The sequence below is a fragment of the Collinsella aerofaciens genome, assembly GCF_020709435.1.
GTDB lineage: Bacteria > Actinomycetota > Coriobacteriia > Coriobacteriales > Coriobacteriaceae > Collinsella > Collinsella aerofaciens_AU.
The window spans coordinates 222,717-245,430 of the sequence record NZ_JAJFDP010000001.1; the positions used below are offsets into that span (position 1 = coordinate 222,717).

Genomic DNA, 22,714 nt, shown 5'->3' on the forward strand with positions numbered 1-22,714 from the left:
GGCGCCCGTTGTTTTAATGGGGCGCGCCTACGCGGGTTCGCGTAGGCGCGTACGGGTGCCCCGTTACTTGATCTCGATGCTCGAAATCTCGACTTCACGTGCCTCGTCAACTGCTTTCTTCATGTCGTCGGGGAACTCGATGGAGTTGAGAAGCGCCTCGGCTTCTTTCTTGTGCAGGTCGAAGTTCGCGATGAGAACGCAGACGCTTCCCGGCTCAACGTCGGTAAAGAGATAGGTATGGGTGCCGCGGTTGTCCTTGCACGTTCCGGTGAGCCATGTCCTGCCGTTGTACTCGACGGGGTCGCCAACTTCCCACTGGAACATGCTGCTCTTTCGACCTTCATCGGCAAGAGCCTCTTCTGCCGTCATCTTCTCTTCCCGACAGGTATGAAGCGGTCAACCGTGGTGTTCTCGTTCTCGGGGAAGGTGAGCTGGACCCTGTCGGCGTTCTTGCCGGCGGAGTCGCTCACGCCAACGCTCTCGGGCATCTCGACCTTAAACCAGATAAAGTCGGTCTTCTTGGCGACGGGGACCTTTTCCTTGCTCTCGCTCTTGGGGGCGCTGCCGCCGCCCGATGCGCTCCCGCCGCAGCCGACAAGGGCAAACGCGGCAAAGAGGGCGATGCAAAGGGAAAGGATCGATAGGGTCTTTTTCTTCATGGTGGCGTCCTCCTTGTCTGCCAGGGACATCGTGTGCCGCGGATCGCTGGGGCGGCGGTTACGCATGTCCATGATGTCTTTGTTTACTGTGCGGTTATTCTTCCATTCGTCGTCCGGTGCCGTGATGAGCTTGCCCCAACATAGGGCTCCTTACCTATAATGTATGCCCCAGTTGCCGCTGCCCGGAAGTCTCGAAAGGTGGGCCATGTGTCCCATGTTTGCGGCGCCGACGCCTATCGTTCGTCATAGAAATCCGCGATGGCCAGGTGTGCTGACGCTCATGTGCTTATGGGCTAGACTTAGCATCATTACGTGTTTGATGCGGTTGGTCGGCGGTTGCCGCCCGACCGATCTATATGACTTGAAGGTGCATACGTATGAGCCAAGAGATGATGGACAAGACCTGCCGTGGATTTGCCGAGGCGCTGGCCGCGCGCGAGCCGGTTCCCGGCGGCGGTAGCGCGAGCGCCTTTGTGGGCGCGCTGGGCGCCTCGCTTTGCGGGATGGTTGCTCGCTACGGGGCGACGAACCCCGCGCTTGCCGATCGCGCGGACGATTTGACGCACGCGTTTGCCCAGGCAGACGAGCTGGCTCAGGAGCTTGTCGACTTGGTTGCCGAGGATGTTCGAGCCTACGGGCAGGTGTCGGCGGCGTACGGTATTTCGCGCGAGGATCCGGCTCGACCGGCTGCGATTCAAGATGCGTTGCATGTGGCAGCCATGCCGCCGTACCGCATTATGGGTGCCTGCGGTCGTGCGCTGGCACTGCTCGAGGACATGGCAGACAAAGGCTCGCGCCAACTGCTGTCCGACGTGGCGTGCGGTGCCGTGTTCTGCCGCGCCGCCATGCAGGGTGCGAGCCTGACGCTCTTCGCCAACACCACATCTATGAAAGACCGGGCGCGCGCCGAGGAACTCGAGGCAGCGTGCGACGATCTGCTGGATACGTGGCTGCCGCGCGCCGATGCGCTGGCGCGCCGTGCTGCCGACGCCGCAAGGAAGAGGGGGTAGCCATGGCCGAGCTGTTGAAGGGCGCTCCCGTCGCCCGTGCTTTGACCGAGGAGCTCGCCGCTCGCTGCACGGCTTTGCGCGAGCGCGGCGTTGTTCCGACGCTGGCCATCGTGCGTGTGGGCGAGCGCGAGGACGACCTGTCCTACGAGCGCGGCGCCCTCAAGCGCTGCGAGAAGGTTGGCATTGAGGCTCGCCGCCTTTTGCTTCCCGCCGATGTTTCGCAGGACGAGCTGTTGGCGGCTATTAAAGACATCAATGCCGACCCCGCTGTTCATGGCTGTCTGATGTTTCGTCCGTTGCCCGCTGGGCTTGACGAGGATGCGGTTGCCGCGGCACTCGATTCCGCCAAGGACGTCGACTCCATGACGCCGGCCTCGCTGCTCACCACGCTTTCGGGGCGCGGCGAGGGCTTTGCTCCTTGCACGGCTGAAGCCGTGTTGGCATTGCTGGACCATTACGGCGTTGAGCTGGATGGGGCCAAGGTCGCGGTCGTCGGTCGGTCGCTGGTGATTGGTCGTCCCGTAGCCGCCATGCTTACGGCTCGCAATGCCACGGTGACGACGTGCCATACGCATACGCGTGACCTAGCTGCCGAGTGCTGTTCTGCCGACATTGTTGTTGCCGCGGTTGGACGCGCGCGCACGATTGGCGCGGATGCGGTTCGCGAGGGCCAGACGATCATCGATGTTGGCATTAATTGGGACGAAGCTGCCGGAAAACTGGTCGGCGACGTGGATTTTGATGCTGCGGAACCGATCGTTGGCGCCATCACACCCGTGCCGGGCGGCGTGGGGGCTGTGACCACCGCAATTCTCGCCAAACACGTGATTGAGGCGGCGGAGCGCGGTAGCGCGCAGAGATGTGGTGTAAGAGGCGGGGCATACCCCGCCTCTTCCCTTTCTTGAAAGGGAGGGGACACCGCCTAGAATTCGTCGTTGGAGTAATGAAGGTGACGAATGGAAGGAAAGGCGATGCCCCAAGAAGAGAGTGTACTGCGCCTCGGCCGCGACGAGGCCCTCGAGGCGGCGAGGCTTTGGCAGGAGTGCGGCGACGCGCGCGAGTTCGCGTGCAGGGTGCTGGGCGGCGTGATGAACGCGCTGATGGACTCCGAGGCCCAGCAGATGTGCGGCGCGGGCCGCAACGAGCGCAGCGACGGCAGGGAGAACAGCCGCAACGGCTACCGCCCCAGGTCGCTCAAGACCGCCGTGGGCGACGTGGAGCTCGAGATACCCAAGCTCAGGCACGGCACCTACTACCCCGAGGGCATGCTCGCGCGATGGTCGCGCGTCGACACCTCGGTGGCCGCCATCGTGCAGGAGATGTACGTGTGCGGCGTGTCCACCCGCAAGGTCGAGCGCGTGGCGTCCAAGCTGGGCATATCCTCGCTGTCGAGCTCGGAGGTCTCGAGCCTCTGCTCCGACCTCGACGCCGAGGTGGCGGAGTTCCGCCGCCGCGACCTGTCGGGCACGCCGTGCTGCTACCTGTGGCTCGACGCCACCTACATGAGCTGCAGGGTCGGCTCGTCGGTCGTCTCGCAGGGCGTCGTGACCGCGATCGGGCTGGGTGACGACGGGCGCAAGCACTTCCTGGGCTGCGACGTGGTCGACACCGAGAGCGAGGACTCCTGGGCGGCATTCCTCGGCGGGCTGCGCGAGCGCGGGCTGGCCGGAGTTCGCCTCGTGGTCTCCGACAGCCACGCCGGGCTCGTGGCCGCCGTCTCGCGCCTGTTCCAGGGCTGCGCCTGGCAGCGCTGCGTGACGCACCTGCAGCGCAACCTCCAGAGCGCCTGCTCGGGCAGGCCCGAGGACTCCAAGGCGGCCGTCAGGGACCTCGTGCACGCCGCGGTCTACCAGGACGACCCCGACCTCGCGCGCTGCGTGTGGGCCGAGGCGGCACCCTGGGTGGCGTCGGTGTCCGCCAGGGCCGGCGAGGTCTTCGAGCAGGCCGAGGACTCCGCGCTGGCGTTCACGGCCTTCCCCAGGGCGCACTGGGCCAAGCTCCGCACCAACAACGTCCAGGAGCGCGCCAACCGCGAGATCAAGCGCCGCTACAGGGTCGTGCAGTCCTTCCCCTCGAGGGAGTCGATGCTGCGCCTGACGTGCGCGAGCCTCATGGAGACCGAGGGGCAGTGGTCCCAGCAGCGCGTGTTCTCCGAGGCCTCGGCCGCCGAGGGCTTCGCCGAGCCCGCGGACAGGCCGGCCCCGACAGAGGGGAGGCGCCGCGCGCTCGGGCGGCGCGCCAGGGAGATAGTGGACGAGATAGTCGAGAAGCGCGGTCTCAAGAAGGAGTAACATCGGGACTTGCAGCGACGGACCTCAGGACACTCTTACACCATGTCTGCGCGCGCGACCCGGAGCGCGCATCGAAATAGGCGTTTTGGGCTGTTTGAGGGGTTAGCCATATACCACGTGGTCAAAAAGCGCCAAATATGAGTACTGTTGCCATGATAGTCACATATGTTTTACGTCTTTTGGGTTTCCTAACGATATTCATTCTCGTTAGGAAACCCATTTTATTAAACCTATGGGGAATAACGTTGTCTTGCTTTTGGACAATTGGGGATTTCTGGCACTCATTACAAGGAAATTTGCTGCCACTAAATTGGTGACAGTACTCATATTTGGCATTTTTTGACCACGGGGGCTGCCGAGGCCGTGGTTTCGCCCTTTCTGCGCCGAAGCGATACACTGTTGCCGTTTGATTTCTTCGCTCAAGGAGGATGCGCATGCCGTGCACAACGATTTTGGTTGGTAAGAACGCGAGCTACGACGGGTCGACCCTGGTCGCGCGTAACGAGGACTCGTCCAACGGGGTGTTTGAGCCCAAGCGTATGCGCGTGGTGCATCCCGACGAGCAGCCGCGCGTCTACACGAGCGTCCTGAGCCACCTGACCGTTGAACTGCCCAATAACCCCATGCGCTACACGAGCGTCCCCGATGTTGTCCCGGGCCACGGCATCTGGGCCGAGGCCGGTTTCAACGAGCTCAATGTGGGCATGTCCGCAACCGAGACGCTCACTACCAACGAGCGCGTTCGCGGTGCCGACCCGCTTGTGGACTACGTGCCCGCCAAGGGCAACGAGGGTGAGGACGGCTATGTGCCGGCGCAGCTTGGTGGCCTGGGCGAGGAGGATATGGTGACCCTGGTCCTGCCCTACGCCAAGTCCGCCCGCGATGGCGTTCGTATCCTGGGCGACCTGCTCGAGCGCTACGGCACCTACGAGAACAACGGCATCGCCTTTAGTGATGTGGACGAGATCTGGTGGCTCGAGACCATCGGCGGCCACCACTGGATCGCCAAGCGCGTGCCCGACGACGCCTATGTAACCATGCCCAACCAGCTGGGCATCGACAGTTTTGACCTGGATGACGCCGAGGGCGCCCAGGCCGACCACATGTGTTCCGCCGACCTGCGCTCCTGGATGACCGAGTGGCATCTGGACCTGACGCTGGGCGTCGAGGGCTACGGCCCGGCTGCGGTCTTTAACCCGCGCGAGGCCTTTGGCTCGCACAGCGACAGCGACCACGTCTACAACACGCCGCGCGCCTGGTACATGCAGCGCTGCCTCAACCCCAGCGACGTGTGGGATGGCCCCGACGCCGACTACACGCCCGAGAGCGACGATATCCCCTGGAGCCGCGTGCCCGAGCGTAAGGTGACCATCGAGGACATCAAGTACGTACTCTCGAGCCACTACCAGGGCACGGAGTACGACTGCTACGGTAGCAAGGGCACGCCCGCCACGCGCGGCGCTTATCGCCCCATCGGCATCAACCGCAATAGCCAGCTCGCCGTGTTGCAGCTGCGTCCCTATGCGCAGCCGGCCTATCGCGCCGTGCAGTGGATGGCCTTTGGCTCCAACTCGTTTAACGCGCTGGTCCCGCTGTACGCCAACGTCGAGACCATGCCCGAGTACTATGCCGACACGCAGGCTCGCGTGACGTCCGAAAACTTCTACTGGGCCAACCGCCTGATCGGCGCTCTGGCCGACGTCCGCTTCCATGAGTGCGGCCGCGCTGTGGAGGACTATCAGGAGAAGGTCGGTGGCATGGGCCACAAGCAGATCCATGACGTCGATGCCGCTGTTGCCGCGCTGCCCGAGGCCGAGGTGCCCGCCGAGCTTGCCCGCGCCAACGAGGCCTTCGCCGAGCTTGTGTGCGTAGAGACCGATGCCCTGCTGGGCAAGGTGCTCTACACCACGAGCTGCGCCATGAAGAACTCTTTCGCGATGAACGACAACGTGAGGTAGGGATTTCCCGTCGATCGAATAGTGCTAAAACGCTTTGTCGCTTTCGCTCAATCTTGGGTACAAGAACGCCAATGCAGTTGTTTGTGATTGGAGACAACCATGGTTATGAAACTCGATCAGCTTGTTAACGGCGCCATTAACGTGGGCTTTGGCGCTGCCGCCGTTGCTGTCGAAGGCGGCAAGAAGGTCCTCGACGACCTTAATACCAAGGGCGAGCAGGTTCGCAAGGACGCCGGCACCCCCGATATCGCCCGTAGCGTGTCCGACATGTTCGAGCAGGCCGGCGGCACCATCTCCGACCTGACCGAGCGTCTGGGCATGCAGGGCGAGACCGCGGCCCAACGCGTGCTCGACGAGCTCATTCTGGCTCGCGTCCGCGTTATGACCGCGCCCGAGCGCACGGCCTTCCTGGCTCATGTGCGCGACATCGTCGATTCGGTCGAGGACAACGTGACCTCGGTGCCCGTCGAGTCTGTTGAGCCCGACGATGCGAAGGATACCGAAGAGGCCGAGTAGCAGCGCAGATGGCAGATTCCACCACCGATTACAACAATCTAGATCCTCTGGGTGACGAGGCGGCGGTTGTCGATGAGGTCGACGCTGCCGTCTCGGGCGCTCGCAAGAAGCCACGCGCTGTCGATATGGTGCCCGAGGAGCCCGACGCGATGGCACCGGACGAGGAATACCAGCTCACGCCGGCGGGTCGTCGCGAACGCATCGGGCAGATTGTTCGCCTGGTCAAAAAGTACCGCGTGTGGGATAACCTCACGCCGGTTCGTTTGCGCCGCCTGCTCGAGGAACTCGGCCCCATGTTCGTCAAGATGGGGCAGATTCTGGCCAACCGGTCCGAGATTTTGCCGCAACGCTTTTGCGACGAGCTGCGTCGTCTGCGCTCCGACGTGGAGCCGGTGCCGTACGAGGTGGTGCTTCGCTGTCTGGAGGAAGAATACGGCCTGCGCCTGGGGGAGATGTTCGATGCGATCGACCCCAACCCGCTCGGTAGCGCATCGCTCGCGCAGGTACACCGCGCTCGTCTGGTGACGGGCGAGGACGTAGCCGTCAAGGTGCAGCGCCCCGGTGCGCAGCAGGTTATGGCGCAGGACATCGATATCATCCGCTCGGTGGTGCGTATCGTTTCCAAGTTCGTCAACACCGATCAGTTCGTTGACCTGCACGGCGTAGTCGAGGAGTTGTGGACCTCGTTTCGCGAGGAGACCAACTTTTTGGCCGAGGCAAAAAACCTCAACGACTTCTACGAGTTCCATAAGAGCGTTCATGGCGTGACGTGCCCTAAATCCTATCTGGACCTGTGCACCGAGCACGTGGTGGTTATGGACTACGTCGACGGCATTTCGATCGCCGATCCTGAACGCTTGGTGGCCGAGGGCTATGACTTGGAAAAGATCGGTGCCGCAATTGTCGAGGACTACTCGACGCAGGTGCTCGATGACGGCTTTTTCCATGCCGACCCGCATGCGGGAAACATCATCCTCAAGGACGGTATTGTCTACTTTATCGACTTGGGTATGGTCGGACGTATGTCGAGCCATGACCGCGGTATCGTTAAGGACATGATTTTCGCCGTGGCCGAGGGTGACGTGCCCAAGCTCAAGGATTCGCTCATGCGCTTTGCCGTGACGCGCGGCGATTCGGCCGAGCTTGACCATTCGGCCTTTTTGTCCGACTTGGACTTTATTGTTGCCGACTTTGCCGGGCTCGACCTTAAAGACCTGGATATCGGCGAGTTTTTGACTTCGCTGTTAAACCTCGCGCGCAAAAATGACGTTGAGCTGCCGAGCGTGGTGACGATGTTCGCCCGCGGCATGGTGACGCTCGAGGGCCTGTTGACCGAGTACATGCCCAACGTCAACATGATCCAGATCATCCAGACGCACATCAAAAACGAGAAGAGCACCTACGCCCGCATGCGCGAGATGAGCCGCGATCTTGCCGCGAGCAGCTATCGCGCGGCAAAAGGCTCGCTCGAGGCGGCCGAGTATCTGGGCTTGGCTTCGCGTATGCTTACGCGCGGCCAGCTTAAGGTAAACACGCAGATCATGAGCAGCGATAAGGCGCTGCGACAGCTGGGCGGAATTATCGACCGCATGTCGATGGCAATTGTGATCGCCGGTCTGTTTATCGGTTCGTCGGTGGTGTACTACGCGCGTATCGAGCCGGTTGTGTTTGGTATCCCAGTCATTGGCTTTATGGGCTACGTGAGCGCGCTGGTGCTGGCGCTTATGCTGGGCCGCAATATCTGGCTCAACAGTCACGGCGGCAAGCACTAGAGGCTGCGGCCGTCACCGCATTTTCCTATCGCAAACAATAGCTTTTACCTTGGGCTTCGCCTGCGTGCGAGGCCTTTTTGCGTGATACCATTTTGACGGTAATAATCGATGGCCTAGATGGTGGTGCGGAGACGCACGAATGCGCGGTTTTCCTGCGCGTTTGGGAGAATCGGGGTGCAAGTCCCCGGCTGTACCAGTAACCGTAATTCCTCTTGGCTCGGGATGTTCGCGTCGCAGATCGGACGGCGTGCCCGAGCCGTTAAGGTTAAGTCGGATCGCCTCCCGTCTTGCATGCGGCTGCGGCTTTTGCCGCCGGTGTGCATAGGGCTCTGGAGGGAAGGGGGTCCCCGATGGGGGAACTCGAGCGCAACATGCGCGATGACGTGGGGCAGTCTCAAGGCAACGCTCCAAGTACAGACAGTAGGAGACAAATGGATATGTTTGAGGACGAGCGCCAGCGCGTCTCGCATCGCCGTGGCGCGATTGCGCGCGGTGTAGCCAAGCGCGGCCTGGTGGCATTCCTGGCCTTCGCGATGGCCTTTGGCACCACGCCGGCTCAGCTGTGGGCCGAGGGCGCTGAGGGCATTGCCGAGGCTGTGGCTCAGGCTGCTACGCCGGGCGAGGACGCAGCGCTTGCGGGCGGTGCCGCTGAGCAGAGCGGCGCCGAGGTTTCGGATTCTGGGAGCGCGTCTGCAACTAGTGTCGCCACAACTGAGGCGGCAACTGGCGACGAAGGCTCGGCGACGGGGGAGAGTCCTGCCACGAGCGAGCAGTCTTCGACGGCATCCGCTGGCCAAGCAGGATCTGCCGCCGCGGCTGCCATCCAGACAGAGAACCCGACAGAAACCGGCGATGTCGCCAAGAAGCAGGTCGAGGTCTCGTTCTCGATTATCGGCACCGATGCCGACGGCAAGGCTCAGACCTGGGTGGCACCTACGCAGCTCAAGCTCGACGAGGGCGCGACGGCTGCGGATGCCTTCATTAAGCTGCAGGAGAAGACGGGCTTCAAGGCGAAGTACGAACCGAACACGGCATACGGTTTCTACCTCGAAAGCATCACATCCCCGAGCGATGGTCGCACGCTTGCCTACGATCCGACGACTTATGCCTTCTGGCAGCTGTTCGTCGACGGCGCGTCTTCCTCGGTTGGCGCGAGCAGCGTCAAGCTCACCCAGGGGCAGAAGATTGAGTTTGCCTATACGGCTGGTAGCTCGTCCCCTGTCGTTAAAGACCAGGTTGCCGCAAATGTGACCGTCATTGGTCGCGATGCCCAGGGCAAGACTCAGACTTGGGTCGATAATACGCAGTATGTGGTGACGTCCGGTTCGAGCGCGCTTGATCTTACGAAGGTCGCACTCGAGGCGAACGACATTGACGCCGTTGCTGCGGGCTCCTTCATTCTGAGCCTTAAGTACAACGGTGTTGAGCTGGGTACGCCCCAAGATTATTCGACCTATTGGCAGCTGTTCATCAACGGCAAGTCGAGTGACTATACGGCGGACAATGTCACCATCCATGCCGGCGATACCGTCACGTGGTTCTACGGTGGCTGGGGCGACCAGTTGCCGTCCGATTCTGTCCATGCTTCTGTTCAGGTTCTCGGTAAGGACAAGGACGGCAAGCAGCAGGTTTGGGCTTCGACGGGTCAGACGAGTCTCAAGGCAGGCTCCACTGCCAAGGATCTCCTTGAGCAGGTCGGCCTTACTCTCGATGCCGGCGAATCGTCTTGGGGCTGGTTCCTCAACGGCATAACTTCGCCGTTCGATGGTAAGTCCTATGGCTGGGATGCTGTGACTAATAGCTATTGGCGCTTCTACGTAAATGGCAAGTTCGCCGACGTTGGCGCCGGTGCCTATGAGCTCCAAGAGGGCGATGCCGTCACCTTTATGTATGGTGCTGACGCCGATGCCCTTCCTGGCCAGGTTCTTGGGTCTGTCGATGTTATCGGTCCCGACGTCAACGGCAACAATACTCGCTGGGGCTCGGCAAGCAATGTTTCTTTGCCCGAAGGCTCTACTGCCCAGAACCTTATTGAGACGGTCCTGAAGGCCAAGGGCGTTACGTACAACGGCTCCCAGAGTGGTGAGTACTGGTTCCTCAATTCCATCAACTCGCCGTTCGATCACAAGCCGTATGCCTGGGATGCTGCGACCAATAAATATTGGCACCTGTATATCAACGGAGAGCCCTCCTTACTCTGCGCCAATCAGATTACGCTCAAGAGCGGCGATAAGGTTACGCTTGCCTATACCACCGACGATTCGGCCATGCCCGATCCCGACAAGATTGTCGTGGACCCGAGTGCGACGACTCCTGATTGGGATGCCGAGTGGGCTGGCTACGGCAACAGTGGCAACGGTTCGACCGTAACGGATGCCAAGACGCCTGCGCAGGCCGCCGGTCTTAAGTGGGCCTTCGATTGGAAGGCCGAGTCTGGCCAGCAGTATGCCAACTGCAGCGAGCCTGTCATCGCTAACGGTTTTGTGTACATCGCGACCGAGAACGAGCTCATTAAGATCGATTTGTCCACGGGCAAAAAGGTTGCCTCTGCGCCGCTTGCCTCCAAGGTGAGCTATACCTCTCGTCCGATCTATACCAATGGCCTTATCATCGTTCCGCTCAACGGCGGTGCGGTCCAGGCGATTACTGCAGACAAGCTGATCTGCAAGTGGCTGACGCCTGGTTTGACGGATTTGACGCAGAGCTCCTGCACCGTCGTTTCGGACGGCGAGTACGTCTATGTAGGCTCGGTCGATATTTCGTATGACGAGAATTACAACGCGACCTACGGCAACGGCTCCCTTAAGCGTATCAAGATTGCCACGGGCGAAGTCTCTTGGCAGAACATCGACCCTGCCGAGGGCTATTACTGGACTGGTGCGGCTTTGACGGATAAGTATGCCATCGTTCCTACGAGCGCGGGTACGCTTAAGTGCATTGATAAGACGACGGGCGATGTCGTTTCGACCATGAAGCTCGGCGCCCTTGCGAACGCTGACTGCGTCGCCGATCCGTCCAATGGTTCGACCTTCTATCAGATGACGCACGATGGAAAGCTCCATGTGATTTCGCTTTCGGCGAAGGGCGTACTGAGCGAGCAGAAGACGGTCGATCTGGGTCTTACTAATAACATGAGCGCACCGGCGGTGGCTGGCGAAAACTTGATTGTCGGCGGACAGACGGCTACTGGCTCTGCTCTGGCTCTCTATAATCTGAAGACCGGCAAGACCACGATGGTCACCGCTGCTGACGGGAAAGAACTGCCGGCCGGATTTAACGGTATTGCTGCTACTCCGCTGGTGAGTGCTCAGGGCGGCAAGACCTATGTGTACTTCACCGTTAACAGCGCGGATAGCAAGGATTACGTCAACTACTCTGCTGGTGGCGGCGTGTATCGCTATACGCTCGGCGATGCAGAGGCGACGCAGATTTATGATGCGGCTGGCCATTACCAGCACTGCGACTCTCCGGTCATTGCCGATGCTTCTGGCAATCTCTACTACATCAATGACTCGGGCACGCTGTTCAAGCTTGGGGCCGTTGAGTCTTGGACGGTTGCTTTTAATTCCAACGGCGGGTCTGCTTGCGACACTAAGTTTGTTGCTACGGCCGATGGCAAGCTGGTCAAGCCGGCCGATCCGACGCGCGATGGCTACGCTTTCGGCGGTTGGTATACCGATGAGGCTTGCACGCAGGCGTATGACTTCAGTACGCCGGTGACGGCCGATCTGACGCTGTATGCCAAGTGGACCAAGAATGCCGTTAACCCTGGCGGCAATGGCGGTTCTGGCTCCAATGGCGGCAATGGTGGCGCTGGTAACGGTTCCGGTGCTGGCGCTGGCACGGGTTCCGGCTCCGGCACGAAGGGCCAGCAGGCTGGCGGCGCTGTCGCCCCGGGTCAGAAGCCGGTGACCAAGACGACGGTGTCGACCAAGACCGAGACCAAGGACAACAAGTCCGACAAGAAGGACTCCGATAAGTCCGACAAGAAGGACGAGAAGAAGTCTGACAAGAAGTCTGACAAGAAGGACAACAAGTCCGACAAGAAGTCCGATTCCAAGTCCGATACGGGTGCTGCTTCCACGACCACTGCTAAGAAGTCCTCTAGTGCCTCCGAGCAGGAGGCTGGCACCAACCCGCTCGCCATCGTTGGCATCGCCGCCGGCGTGATTGGCCTTGCGCTCATCGCTGTCTTCGTGCTGACCAAGCGCGGCAAGGGTGACGGTAATGCCCGATAAGCCCAAGGAGACCAACGGGCAACAGCCTGACTCCTCGTTTATCCAGCTTGACGATGCAAAGCAACAGGGCGCCGCTTTGGCGGCGTCCGCCCCTCGTCGCAAGACGCTCCTCGGCGTTCTGACTGCCGCGTGCACCATTCTGATCGTCGTTTCGTTGGGTTTCGTCCATCCTTCCGAGAGCGGCGCCTGGTCCATCGACTGGATCATTCAGACCGTGACGGGGGAGAGCGTCGTCGCCAAGGACACCAAGGGGTTTGGCTCGACTACGACTTCGGGCGAGGCCAGTTCCAAGGATTCCAAATCTTCGAATGATGCAAAAGACGAGCCCAAGGGTTCGAACGACGCCAAGGACGATTCCGAGTCTTCAAACAAGGAATCGGACAAAAACTCGGATAGCAAGAAGTCCGAGGACCGGGGCGGCAAGAAGTCTGGCGATAAATCCGCTGCCCAAAATACGGGAGCCGGTGATACTTCCAATGCGTCTGGCGGTGCTTCTTCGGGCGGTGGCCAGTCGTCTGATGGAGCCTCATCCTCTAATGGTGGAAACGCCTCCTCGGGCAGCCAAAACGGCTCACAGGAGTCCAACTACGTTACGGTGACGGTTTCGCTCACATCGAGCGCTGTGGGCAATCCCGTGTCCTCTGGCGGCACCTTTACCTTTAACGAAGGCGCCACCGTTTACGATGCCCTGTGCGCGCTGGGCCTTTCTGTCAACGCACACGGCTCATCGTACGGCACGTATGTTTCTGCGATTGGTGGTTTGGCCGAGAAACAGTACGGCGGCACGAGCGGCTGGATGTACTCCGTCAACGGCACAACGCCCATGACGGCCTGCAGTAACTACGTTCTCTCCAATGGCGACAACGTCGTTTGGTATTACGTAACGGGCTAGAGGCCTCGACATAGCGCGCCAGACGGGCGGTTCGGACCAACATCCGGACCGTCCGTTTTTCATGCGAATGGGACTGGGTCGCCGGGTCTCTCGGCAAACAAAAAACCGGTTGGAACGGGAATTCCAACCGGTTATACATTCAAGCAAATAGTGAATCGACTACGACCGTGCGCCCTCGAGGAAAAAGCGACGGCTAAAGTAGTTGTACCAGGTGACCAGGAACGTGGCGATGGCCTTCATGGCCTGGTAGCCGATGCTCAAAAACGTGACGCCCACAAACATGTACAGGTCGTTGAGGCCCAAACCAATCACCGACAGGATGGTGAAGATCGTGAACTCGCGCTTGCGGCTCATGCCCTCGCGATGGTCGAACACGTACTTCATGCTGAGCCAGTAGTTGACCACGACGGACGTGATAAACGAGATCGTGGTGCTCATCAAAAAGTCGAGATGGAACAGCTCGACGAGCGCAATGAGCATGCCCCAGTCGATGCCAAAGGAGATAAGACCTACGACAGCGAACTTGAGGAATTGCTTAGTATGAGGTTGTGCCAGTGCCTTGCGCACGTAATCACATCCAATGCGTTGACGAATCGAGCAGAGGATACTTTAGAGCTTTTGCAAGGGAAACGTAAGGGCTTTGCCAAGAACTATACGAACTCGCCAAATTTGCAAGAGACAATCCGCAAACGTTGTAAATCCTTCCGTAAACGAGCAAGGCCCACGAACAACGCAGCGCTCGACGCACGTCGTCCGTGGGCCCCGTAGTGCAACGAGGAGGCCGAGCTACTTGGTCTCCTCGCCCTCCAGGAAGATCTTTCGGGTCACGAAGTTGTAGACCATAACAAGCGCGGTGGCGCAGATCTTGGCGATATTGGCCTCGAGCCCCAGACCGGCGTTGAGTGTCAGCACGATACCGTCGTTGAGTGCCAGGCCGATCACGGACAGCACGACAAAGATGATGAACTCGCGGCGGCGGCTCATGCCTTCCTTGTGCGCAAACACGTACTTCATGCTTGCGAGGTAGTTAAAGATGAGTGAGATGATAAAGCCGCTGGTGTTGGCGATTAGGATGTTGAGGCCCAGACCGTAGTGGAGCAGATTCATAATGCCAAAGTCGATAACCGTGGCAATGACACCGACGACGCCAAATTTCATGATCTGCGCAAGGAGCTTTTGCATGGTACCTGCCTTAGGGTGGCGCCGAAGCGCCGCGGGGATGACAAACTCAGCAAGTTTAGCCAATCCCCGCGGGTGGGGCTAGACGCGCTCTTCGATAGCACCGTTTCTATATGCATCGAGCAGCTGACGCAGGTCTTGGATTTGGCTGCGGATCTTGGCGCCAGTATCGGTGTCGCTCACCATGCGGCGACGGTCTGCTTGGTCAAAACGGTTGGTCTCGCTCTCGATGTCCACGTTGCGCGTGAGTGCCTCGGCAACCGTCGTAAAGGCCTGGTGCGACTTGAGGCGGCAGCCGCGCGAGCTCGAGATGAGCGTATAGCCAGCGATGCCCGTCTTGGGATGGTAAGCGCGGCAGAAGCCGCCATCGATGACCAGTAGCTTGCCCTCGGCGCGGATGGGCTGCTCACCCTTGGTGGTTTTAACGGGCGTGTGGCCGTTGATGATGTGACCGGTCGGTGAACATGCCATGGGCGCGACGCCAAACTCGCGCATGATGTCATCGCAGACCGAGGGCGACTTGGTAAGCGTAAAGTACGGGTCCATCGGCTCGACCCAGGTGCTCTTATCGGCGATATAGGCGCGCTCAAAGGTACGCACCAGGCGTCCGCTGGCGGGTGAGTTAAAGCCAATCCACAGGTACCACATCCAGTCGAGAGCGTCGCGGTCGCCCACGCGCCAGGCGCGGCGGGCGATGTGGTCGCAAAAATCGAGATAATCGCGGCCGGCGTGCCAGGTGCCCAGGCAGTTCATGCTGCTAAAGGTGCCGTCTTCGTTGAGCGGCACGCAGCCATGGAAGAGCAGGTTGCCGTTGGCGACCTTGTACATCGAGCCGTGGGTGTAGAGGAAATCGATATGGCGATGCAGGTGATCGGCGGTGACAAACTCGGACACGAGCTTGTCGATGATGTGCTGCTCCTGAGACGTGAGCGTGTAGGGGTCCGCCGGGTCGACGGTGGGGAAGTCGTTGGTCGTGAGCGGCCACACGCTGCCGTCGGCGAGCGTGACCGTGCCGGTGTCGTGGTCGATCTTGTCGAGTAACAGGCGGTCGGTCATATCGAACTCGGGGTGGCGCTGGATAATCTGGCCCTCGAGCTTAAAGAGCAGCACGTTGATGGCCTTGATCAGCGGGGTGATGGACTCACCGGCGGTGTAGGTGGCATCGGCAAAGGCGACAAGCTCACGCAGCGAGATGCCGTAGTCGTTCTCCAGGATCTCGTAGTTGTCGTAGCGTAGGTTGTTGCGCAACACCGTGGCGATGCAGGCGGGCTCACCGGCCGCAGCGCCCATCCACAGCAGGTCGTGGTTGCCCCACTGGATGTCGAGCGAATGGTAGGTGAGCAGACGGTCCATAATCTTGGCCGCGCCGCCGCCGCGGTCGAAGATGTCGCCCACCAGGTGCAGGTGATCGACGGCCAGGCGCTTGACGAGCGAGGCGAGCGACTCGATAAAGTCGTCGGCGCTGGCGGTCTCCAGGATGGACTCCACGATGCGCTCGTGATAGCGCACGCGATAGTTGTTCTCGTCCGGGTGCGTGTGCAACAACTCGTCGATGATGTAGGCGTAGTCGCGCGGGATGGCCTTACGCACCTTGGAGCGCGTGTAGCGGCTCGAAAGCGAGCGTGCGACCATGATGAGCTGGTCAAGCATCGTCTTGTACCAGGTTGGCGAGTCCTCGCGCTGGCTACGGACCAGGTCGATCTTCTCGCGCGGGTAGTAGATGAGCGTACACAGCTCGCCCTTTTCGTCAAAGGAGAGCGTGTCGCCAAAGATCTCGTCGACATGTTCGCGCACGACGCCCGAGCAGTTGTTGAGGATGTGCATAAAGGCTTCGTACTCGCCATGCACGTCGCTCATAAAATGCTCGGTGCCCTTGGGTAGGTTGAGGATGGCCGAGAGGTTGATAATTTCGGTAAATGCGGATTGTTCGGTGGGGAACTGTCTCGACAGCAGGCGCAGATACTTAAAGTCTTGCGGATTGCGATCGAATGCGACCATGAAACACCTTCCGATGGGGTTGGTAAAACTGATAAACAGCGTCAAACGTTTATCAGTATGCGCCGCTTTTGTTTCGATTGGGGGTGGGAGGTCGAATTGTTGGCCGAACGGTTTGGTAAATCGATTTAGTTGAGGTAGATGTGTTGGTCGGGTGGAGACGACAGAGGGTGTTTTCTCAGATATTTATGCGTCGGGTCGGTGGAGACGATGGTGGTAAAGATGTTCACTATTTTTGGTTCGATTTGGTAAATAGTGGACATATGTACCGCATGTAGGCTCACTGTGCGATAATTTGCGCAGCAATGAGTAAGGAGCCTCATATGAGTGATTTTGTCCTGACCTGTGAATCCGCCGCCGATCGAACCCGTGAGTTCTTTGCGTCGCGCAATATCCCTGTCGTGTGTTTTCATTACGAGATCGACGATGTTGTCTATACGGACGATCTGTATCAGTCGATTACGCCGGACGAGTTTTTTGCCCAGATTGCCGCGGGCGCCATGCCCAAGACGTCTCAGGTGAGCGTGGGTGAGTAAGAGGAGTTTTGGGAGCCGTTTGTTGCCGAGGGTAAAGACGTGCTGCACCTGACGTTGTCGTCGGGTATTTCGGGCACGTATGGATCGGCCTGCGTCGCGGCGCAGATGCTTGCGGATCGCTATCCCGAGGGCGGCAAGGTGCGCGTCATCGATTCGCTGGCGGCGTCTTCGGGCTTTGGCCTGTTGTTGGAATATGCCGCCGATGTGCGCGATAGTGGGGCTTCACTCGACGAGACGGCTGCCTGGATCGAGGAGCACAAGCTCAACCTGCACCACTGGTTCTTCTCGACCGATCTGTCGAGCTACCTGCGCGGCGGTCGCATTTCGGCCGCGAGCGCGATCATCGGCACGGCGCTTAAGATTTGCCCGCTTATGACGGTCGATTGCGAAGGTAAGCTGTCGCCACGTGAGAAGATTCGCACTAAGAAGCGCGCGATTTCCGAGATGGCTAAGACCATGATGGCACACGTACAGGACGGTGCAGATTATTCGGGTAAGTGCATCATGTCGCAGTCGGCGTGCCGCGAGGATGCCGAGGCGGTCGCGGCGCTGATTGAGGAACAGGTTCCGCAGCTTAAAGGCAAGATTGAGATCAATGACATCGGTACTCTGATTGGCTCGCATACCGGACCTGGTACGGTGGCGCTCTTCTTTATGGGCGACAAGCGCGTGGATTAATTTGCCCCATCACGTCGCTGCATGATTGCTCAAACGAAAACGGCCCGCCTCACGTTTGTGGGGCGGGCCAAGATGTTTTGCTAGCGTTTCTTTCCGCGGAAGAAAAAGCCGTGCAGTGACGGCTTGAGGCCGCGGTTGGCGCGATGCTCCTCGACGCGCTCGTGGATCGAAGCGACGCGCTCGATGACTTCGTCGGGAATCGGCACATCGGGATTCATGTTCTCGACTTGGCTGACCTCGGCGGCGGCGACCTGGTCGATAATGGGCACGTCGTCGCGCGAGATGACAGGTGTGGCGTCTTCCTTCATCTTGCGATAACGCTGCATCATGTCGGTCTGTAGCTGCTGGGCCGAAGGCGGTGTCCAGATGATGGCGTTGGCGCCGGCGGCGATGGTCTCGCGAATGCTCTCGGGCGTCTTGCCGCCCGGCGCGATAAGCGGCAGGTTGGGATAGTGCTCGCGCAGCTCGCGTAGGACCTGGGGCGTGTTCTTGCCGGCGGCGATGTTGAGAATCTTGGCTCCAGCGCGCACCTTGGCGTGGGCATCGTCGTCGCAGCGAACGACCGTGGCGATGACGGGGATGTCGGCGATGTTGGTGATGTGCTCGACCATCTCGGCAGTAGCGGGGGAGTTGACCACGCAGCCCGCCGCGCCCTGCATCTCGGAGACGGCTGCCATCTGCACGGAGCGCTTACCGGTCGTAGTTCCGCCACCCACGCCTACAAAGACCGGGCACTCGGCGACGGTCAGCAGCGCTTGCGTAATGGCGGGCTGCGGCGTGAAAGGGTAGACCGCAAAGACGGCGTCGGCGTTGGAGTTGCGGATAACCGCGACATCGGTGGTGTAAATGAGCGACTTGATGCGTCGGCCAAAGAGCGTGAAGCCGCTGGCCTCCTCGATCTCGTCGGGCATGCGAAGGGCAGCCTTGCGTAGGCGTCCGTCGATGGGCAGGGGCTCCATAGGGAGCAGGCCGTTGGGCGTGACGGCTATTTGGGGCTCGGTGAACTCGTCTGCAAGCTCGACCTCGGAAAAATCGACCGAGGCGACGATGTCCTCGTGCACCTCGGCGGGCACATCGATGGGAGCTTGGTCGTTTGCCGCCGCAGGCGTGTCGAAGGAGCTGGTGCCGACGAAGGCGTCGACGCGCTCATTTAGATCGTTGAGGGTATCCATGGAGGCTCGATTCTATGTGATGATGGCCGGCGCGATGCAGCCGGAATTGCGAATGCTAAATCGTTTGACGAGTTGATTTTTCCCCGCCGCGCCATCCGTTAGACCGAAGGGCCGGCGAACGTGAAGGAGCTGTGGTGGCGGGTATCGAGGTGCTATCTTGAAAGCCCCGTTTAAAAGAGAGGTGACGCGGTATGGAATTGACAGCAATGTTTGGCTCGATCGGCCTGTGTGTGGCCGCAATCGTTGCCGCCGCGGTCATCTACTTTGTGGTCACGGCCATTAAGGGCAAAAGGGCCGAACGCAAGGAGCGCGCGATGCTTAAACAGCATCGCGACCAGCAGGGCAAACGCGCACAGAGATAGCTTGTTGAGTTTTGGATCCGTGCGCTAGCTGCGTTTTCGGATCAGGGCAATGTAGAAGCCCTCAAAGTCGCGGCTAGGCGGAATGGTGAGCGTGCCGGGCAGGCCGTTGACGATGGCCGATACCTGACCCGCGGCAATGGCTTCGGTCAGAGCGTTGGACTCGATGCGCGGCTCCTCACCAGCTTCCTGGGTGCGTCGTGCTTCACTTTCGCTTGGCGTGCCGTCGAGGGGGATGAGCTCGCAGTCCATATGCTTGTCGAGGGCCTCTTGCAGGGCGTCCTCGTTTTCCTGCGGCAAGATCGAACAAGTCGAATAGACGAGCGTGCCGCCCGGTTTGAGGGCCCCCATGGCGCGGTCCAGAAGTGTTCGCTGCGAGCGGGCGCACTTGCTCAGCAACTGCTCGGTGAGGCCGCGCAGGCTTTTCTCGTTGCCACTGATGACGGTGCCCGTGCCGGTGCAGGGAGCGTCGAGCAGGATGCGGTCAAAGCGGAAGAACTCGTCGAGCTCGCGTGCGTCGATGCGCATGACGGGCACGTTTTTGGCACCCTGGCGATGGAGGTTCGACTCGAGCTTTTCGGCGCGGGGAATGCTCATCTCACAGGCGGTGAGGTGCGCCTGTCCCTGGGTGAGGGCGGCGATCTGCGTCGTCTTGCCGCCGGGGGCTGCGCACATGTCCAGGATGTCCTCGCCTGCCTGGGCGCCCAGGACCAACGGCGGCATCATGGATGACAGGCTCTGCAGGTAGATTTTGCCGTCGCGGTAGATGTCGAGATCCCACAGATCTGAAACCTGGGCCTCGGGCAGGATAAAGGCGTCCGGATACCAGGTAACGGTTTGGTGGGCGATGCAGGCGGCATCGAGCGCCGCAGCGATGTCCTCGGCGGTCGCCTTGAGCGTGTTGGCGCGCAGCGTGACCGGGCGTGTGGCCGCGGCGCCGAAGCCCTCGATCATGAGCTTGGCATCGGCGGGCGCATAGGCGCCGGCGACCGTGTCGACCATAAAGCGCGGCAGGTCGGCGGCGGAGTGTTGGGCGGCAAGCTGGTCGGAAAGCTCGGTAGCAGCAAACTGCCTGAGCTTGAGCTCGGCCTTGACCTGCTTTTTCTGCTTACGACGACGCGGCTTGGACATCCGTCTTTCCTTCCCGTCCCAAATTGACTACTTTCCGGGCACGCCGCTGCTGGCGTGCTTTAGTACTGGCTCTCGTGCTTGCTAAAGAAGTCGAAGCGCGGGGGCAGCGGCTTCACGCGGTGCTCGCCGGGCTTCTCGCCCAGGCTCTCCACAAACTCATCCGTGGAGGCAAAGATGTTATCCCAGCTAAAGAAGGCGACCGGGTCAACGTCGAAGTACTCGCAGATGAGCTCGCAGCCGGCCGGCACGATGCCGTGCATGAGCACGGTCGCTACGCGCAGCTCGGTAAAGGCGTCGACGAGGGCCTGCGTCATGGCGGCGTTGGCCGGCTCGCCCTCGAGCTTGTTGGCGGCCTTGGAGGCATCGCTCCAGCGCTTGTTGGCGGCGCGCAGGTAGTCGTCGCACACAGCGAGCGCTCGGTGCGTCTCGAACTTGTACATGGCCTGCTCAAAGGCGAGGGCTGCCTGCTGGGCGGCTTCGACCACGGTGTCAGAAGCGGCACCGGCGGGGATGCAACCGTTGCGATAGGGACTCTCGTCGCCCTCCTTGACGGCGACGCCGTAGAAGCAGCTGCGGGCCAGGCGGTTGAACACGCCGGTCAGCAGCGCGCTCTCCTTAAGGGCGGGGTCGATAACGCGCTTGTCGTCGCAGGCGCGCACCTCGTTGCCGTCCTTGTCCTTGCCGGTCACGCGCGTGTCGTATGCCTTGGGGCTAAAGCTCACCGGCTTCTCGGACAGGCCGAGCGACAGCCAATGCGCGCGCATCTGCTCGCAGGTGTAGTGGTTGAGCAGGTCGTCTGCCGGCGGGGGAGGAGTCTGCGAGGACGAGCTTGCCTTTTTGCCCATGTAGAGCAGGTGGTAGCAGGCGCTGACGGTGCTCTGCGTGAGGTTCCAACCCAGGGCCTCCCACATGGCGGTCTGCGCGATGCAATAGAAGTAGATGTTGTCCTGGCCAATGAACTGGTAGATCTGTGCGTCATCCGAGCACCACCAGTCGCGCCAGTCGAGCGAGCTGTGCTGGTAGGTGGGCGCGGGGACCTGCGTGGAATCGGCGGCGGGCTCGCCCATGAGGGCGGCATCCTGGGCGGCGACGCCCTCGGTCACGCCGGCGGCCTTGGCATCGCGTGCGAGCACGGTGCGCGTATAGCTGATGGGAGCCCACAGGCTCTCGGGCCAGCACCAGCAGGTGACGTCGGAGACGCCATCGACCTCGGGCACCGGAACGCCCCAGTCGATGTTGCCGGTGATGCGGAAGGGTACGAGCGCCTTGCCGCTGCGGAAGCGCACGCCGCCGTTGGCGAGCACCGCGTGGGCATCGTCGCGCTCCTTCCAGCTGGGGAAGGTGACGGTAAAGCTGCTCTTGTTGCCCTCGGGCTCCAGCACGGTGTGCTCGGGAAGCTGATCCTCGACGGCATCGAAGGCCTCGCGGAACTTGTTCTGGATGTAGAGCTGGGCCGGCAGCAGCCACTCTTCCATGGTCTTGGAGACCACGGAGCGAACCTGCGGGTTCTGGGCGAGCTTGGCGGTATAGGTTTTCATAAAGTCGAGGTAGGCCGGCAGGTCGAAGTAGAGGTTGTCGACCGGGCGCAGCTCGGGCACCTCGCCGGTGAGCTGGCTTTTGGGCGCGATGAGCTCCTCGGGCTCAAACTGGTGACCCAGGTCGCACTCGTCGGCATAAGCCTTCTCGGACTTGCAGCCCTGGATGGGGCAGCGGCCGATCACCTGGCGGCCGTTGAGGAACGTGCCGGCCTTGGCGTCGTAGAACTGCAGCGTGGAGCGCTTGGAGATGGTGCCCTGTTCGTGCAGACGCTCGATAATCTCGGCGGTCACCTCGTTGTGAATCTGCGCAGCCGGCTCAAGGCCCGAGCCGCCGTAGATATCGCAGCTGATGTTGTAGTTGTTGAGGGTCGCGGCCTGGCGGGAGTGATTGGACTCGACATACTCGGCGATGGACTTGTCGTAGCCCTCGTTCTCCTTGAGCTTGCGGTAGCTCTCCATGATGGGCGAGCCATAGCAGTCGGTGCCCGAGGTGAAGATGACGTTCTCGCGGCCCAGACGGTCGCGCAGGAAGCGGGCGAAGAAGTCGGCCGGGACAAAGACGCCACCGACGTGGCCAAAGTGAAGGCCCTTGTTGCCGTAGGGCTCGCCGGCGGTAACGATGGCGCGGCGAGGCCAGCTGGGACGGTCGTTCATGGAGTATTTGGATGCCATGGGACTCCTTCGCATATGGTGAGAGCGCGGCCGGGCGCAAGGCCTGGCGACGCGGTGGTCAATTCGTGCATATCGTTCGACATTATCGCACATGCGGACGGGTACGTGGCAGGGGCGC

At 60.8% G+C, this 22,714-nt stretch carries 17 protein-coding genes and 1 pseudogene; 10 read left to right on the top strand and 8 right to left on the bottom strand.

Annotated features, from left to right (window positions below):
• Nucleotides 1–63: 63 nt before the first annotated feature.
• On the bottom strand, nucleotides 64–369 hold the full coding sequence (locus LK493_RS00975) for a hypothetical protein (protein ID WP_227789813.1): 306 nt from the start codon (nucleotides 367–369) through the stop codon (nucleotides 64–66).
• Nucleotides 366–659 carry a hypothetical protein gene (locus LK493_RS00980; protein ID WP_227789814.1) on the bottom strand — a complete coding sequence of 98 codons (294 nt, stop codon included), beginning with the start codon at nucleotides 657–659 and terminating at the stop codon, nucleotides 366–368. The genes LK493_RS00975 and LK493_RS00980 overlap by 4 nt, the downstream gene beginning before the upstream one ends.
• Before the next feature lie 377 nt (nucleotides 660–1,036).
• On the opposite strand from LK493_RS00980, the gene LK493_RS00985 reads away from it, so the two are divergent.
• The 8 genes from LK493_RS00985 to LK493_RS01020 all read left to right on the top strand — a co-directional run bounded on the left by LK493_RS00985 (nucleotide 1,037) and on the right by LK493_RS01020 (nucleotide 13,336).
• The gene (locus tag LK493_RS00985) at nucleotides 1,037–1,669 is read left to right on the top strand and encodes a cyclodeaminase/cyclohydrolase family protein (RefSeq protein WP_227789815.1); all 633 of its coding nucleotides are present in this window, start codon (nucleotides 1,037–1,039) and stop codon (nucleotides 1,667–1,669) included.
• Nucleotides 1,670–1,671: 2 nt separating this feature from the next.
• Nucleotides 1,672–2,574 carry a bifunctional 5,10-methylenetetrahydrofolate dehydrogenase/5,10-methenyltetrahydrofolate cyclohydrolase gene (locus tag LK493_RS00990; protein WP_227789816.1) on the top strand — a complete coding sequence of 301 codons (903 nt, stop codon included), beginning with the start codon at nucleotides 1,672–1,674 and terminating at the stop codon, nucleotides 2,572–2,574.
• 66 nt (nucleotides 2,575–2,640) lie between these two features.
• Nucleotides 2,641–3,960: an IS256 family transposase gene (locus LK493_RS00995; protein ID WP_227789817.1), complete on the top strand. Its 1,320-nt coding sequence runs from the start codon at nucleotides 2,641–2,643 to the stop codon at nucleotides 3,958–3,960.
• A gap of 434 nt (nucleotides 3,961–4,394) precedes the next feature.
• Nucleotides 4,395–5,918 carry a C69 family dipeptidase gene (locus LK493_RS01000; RefSeq protein WP_227789818.1) on the top strand — a complete coding sequence of 508 codons (1,524 nt, stop codon included), beginning with the start codon at nucleotides 4,395–4,397 and terminating at the stop codon, nucleotides 5,916–5,918.
• Between the two features lie 99 nt (nucleotides 5,919–6,017).
• Nucleotides 6,018–6,434: a hypothetical protein gene (locus LK493_RS01005; RefSeq protein ID WP_227789819.1), complete on the top strand. Its 417-nt coding sequence runs from the start codon at nucleotides 6,018–6,020 to the stop codon at nucleotides 6,432–6,434.
• A gap of 8 nt (nucleotides 6,435–6,442) precedes the next feature.
• Nucleotides 6,443–8,206, top strand: a complete 1,764-nt coding sequence (locus tag LK493_RS01010; RefSeq protein ID WP_195361059.1) for an ABC1 kinase family protein — start codon at nucleotides 6,443–6,445, stop codon at nucleotides 8,204–8,206.
• A 431-nt stretch (nucleotides 8,207–8,637) separates the two neighbouring features.
• On the top strand, nucleotides 8,638–12,444 hold the full coding sequence (locus LK493_RS01015) for a DUF4430 domain-containing protein (protein WP_227789820.1): 3,807 nt from the start codon (nucleotides 8,638–8,640) through the stop codon (nucleotides 12,442–12,444).
• Nucleotides 12,434–13,336, top strand: a complete 903-nt coding sequence (locus tag LK493_RS01020; RefSeq protein WP_227789821.1) for a DUF4430 domain-containing protein — start codon at nucleotides 12,434–12,436, stop codon at nucleotides 13,334–13,336. Before LK493_RS01015 ends, LK493_RS01020 begins: the two co-directional genes overlap by 11 nt.
• Nucleotides 13,337–13,495: 159 nt before the next feature.
• Here LK493_RS01020 and LK493_RS01025 read toward each other — a convergent pair whose 3' ends face one another.
• The 3 genes from LK493_RS01025 to LK493_RS01035 all read right to left on the bottom strand — a co-directional run bounded on the left by LK493_RS01025 (nucleotide 13,496) and on the right by LK493_RS01035 (nucleotide 16,513).
• On the bottom strand, nucleotides 13,496–13,903 hold the full coding sequence (locus LK493_RS01025; RefSeq protein ID WP_035137329.1) for a GtrA family protein: 408 nt from the start codon (nucleotides 13,901–13,903) through the stop codon (nucleotides 13,496–13,498).
• Nucleotides 13,904–14,122: 219 nt separating this feature from the next.
• A complete protein-coding gene (locus LK493_RS01030) occupies nucleotides 14,123–14,518 on the bottom strand; it encodes a GtrA family protein (protein ID WP_227789822.1) in 396 nt (131 codons plus the stop codon).
• A gap of 78 nt (nucleotides 14,519–14,596) precedes the next feature.
• Nucleotides 14,597–16,513 (bottom strand): fructose-1,6-bisphosphatase, encoded by a 1,917-nt coding sequence (locus LK493_RS01035; protein WP_227789823.1) that lies wholly within the window; start codon nucleotides 16,511–16,513, stop codon nucleotides 14,597–14,599.
• Between the two features lie 320 nt (nucleotides 16,514–16,833).
• On the opposite strand from LK493_RS01035, the pseudogene LK493_RS01040 reads away from it, so the two are divergent.
• Nucleotides 16,834–17,724, top strand: a pseudogene (locus LK493_RS01040) (DegV family protein).
• 80 nt (nucleotides 17,725–17,804) lie between these two features.
• On the opposite strand, the gene LK493_RS01045 reads toward LK493_RS01040, so the two are convergent.
• Nucleotides 17,805–18,896 carry a beta/alpha barrel domain-containing protein gene (locus LK493_RS01045; protein WP_117770607.1) on the bottom strand — a complete coding sequence of 364 codons (1,092 nt, stop codon included), beginning with the start codon at nucleotides 18,894–18,896 and terminating at the stop codon, nucleotides 17,805–17,807.
• Nucleotides 18,897–19,087: 191 nt separating this feature from the next.
• On the opposite strand from LK493_RS01045, the gene LK493_RS01050 reads away from it, so the two are divergent.
• A complete protein-coding gene (locus LK493_RS01050; RefSeq protein ID WP_156327664.1) occupies nucleotides 19,088–19,258 on the top strand; it encodes a hypothetical protein in 171 nt (56 codons plus the stop codon).
• Between the two features lie 24 nt (nucleotides 19,259–19,282).
• Here LK493_RS01050 and LK493_RS01055 read toward each other — a convergent pair whose 3' ends face one another.
• Nucleotides 19,283–20,386 (bottom strand): RsmB/NOP family class I SAM-dependent RNA methyltransferase, encoded by a 1,104-nt coding sequence (locus LK493_RS01055; RefSeq protein WP_227789824.1) that lies wholly within the window; start codon nucleotides 20,384–20,386, stop codon nucleotides 19,283–19,285.
• Between the two features lie 59 nt (nucleotides 20,387–20,445).
• Entirely contained in the window at nucleotides 20,446–22,596 is a 2,151-nt protein-coding gene (locus tag LK493_RS01060) for a methionine--tRNA ligase (protein ID WP_117770605.1), read from the bottom strand.
• Nucleotides 22,597–22,714: the final 118 nt, after the last annotated feature.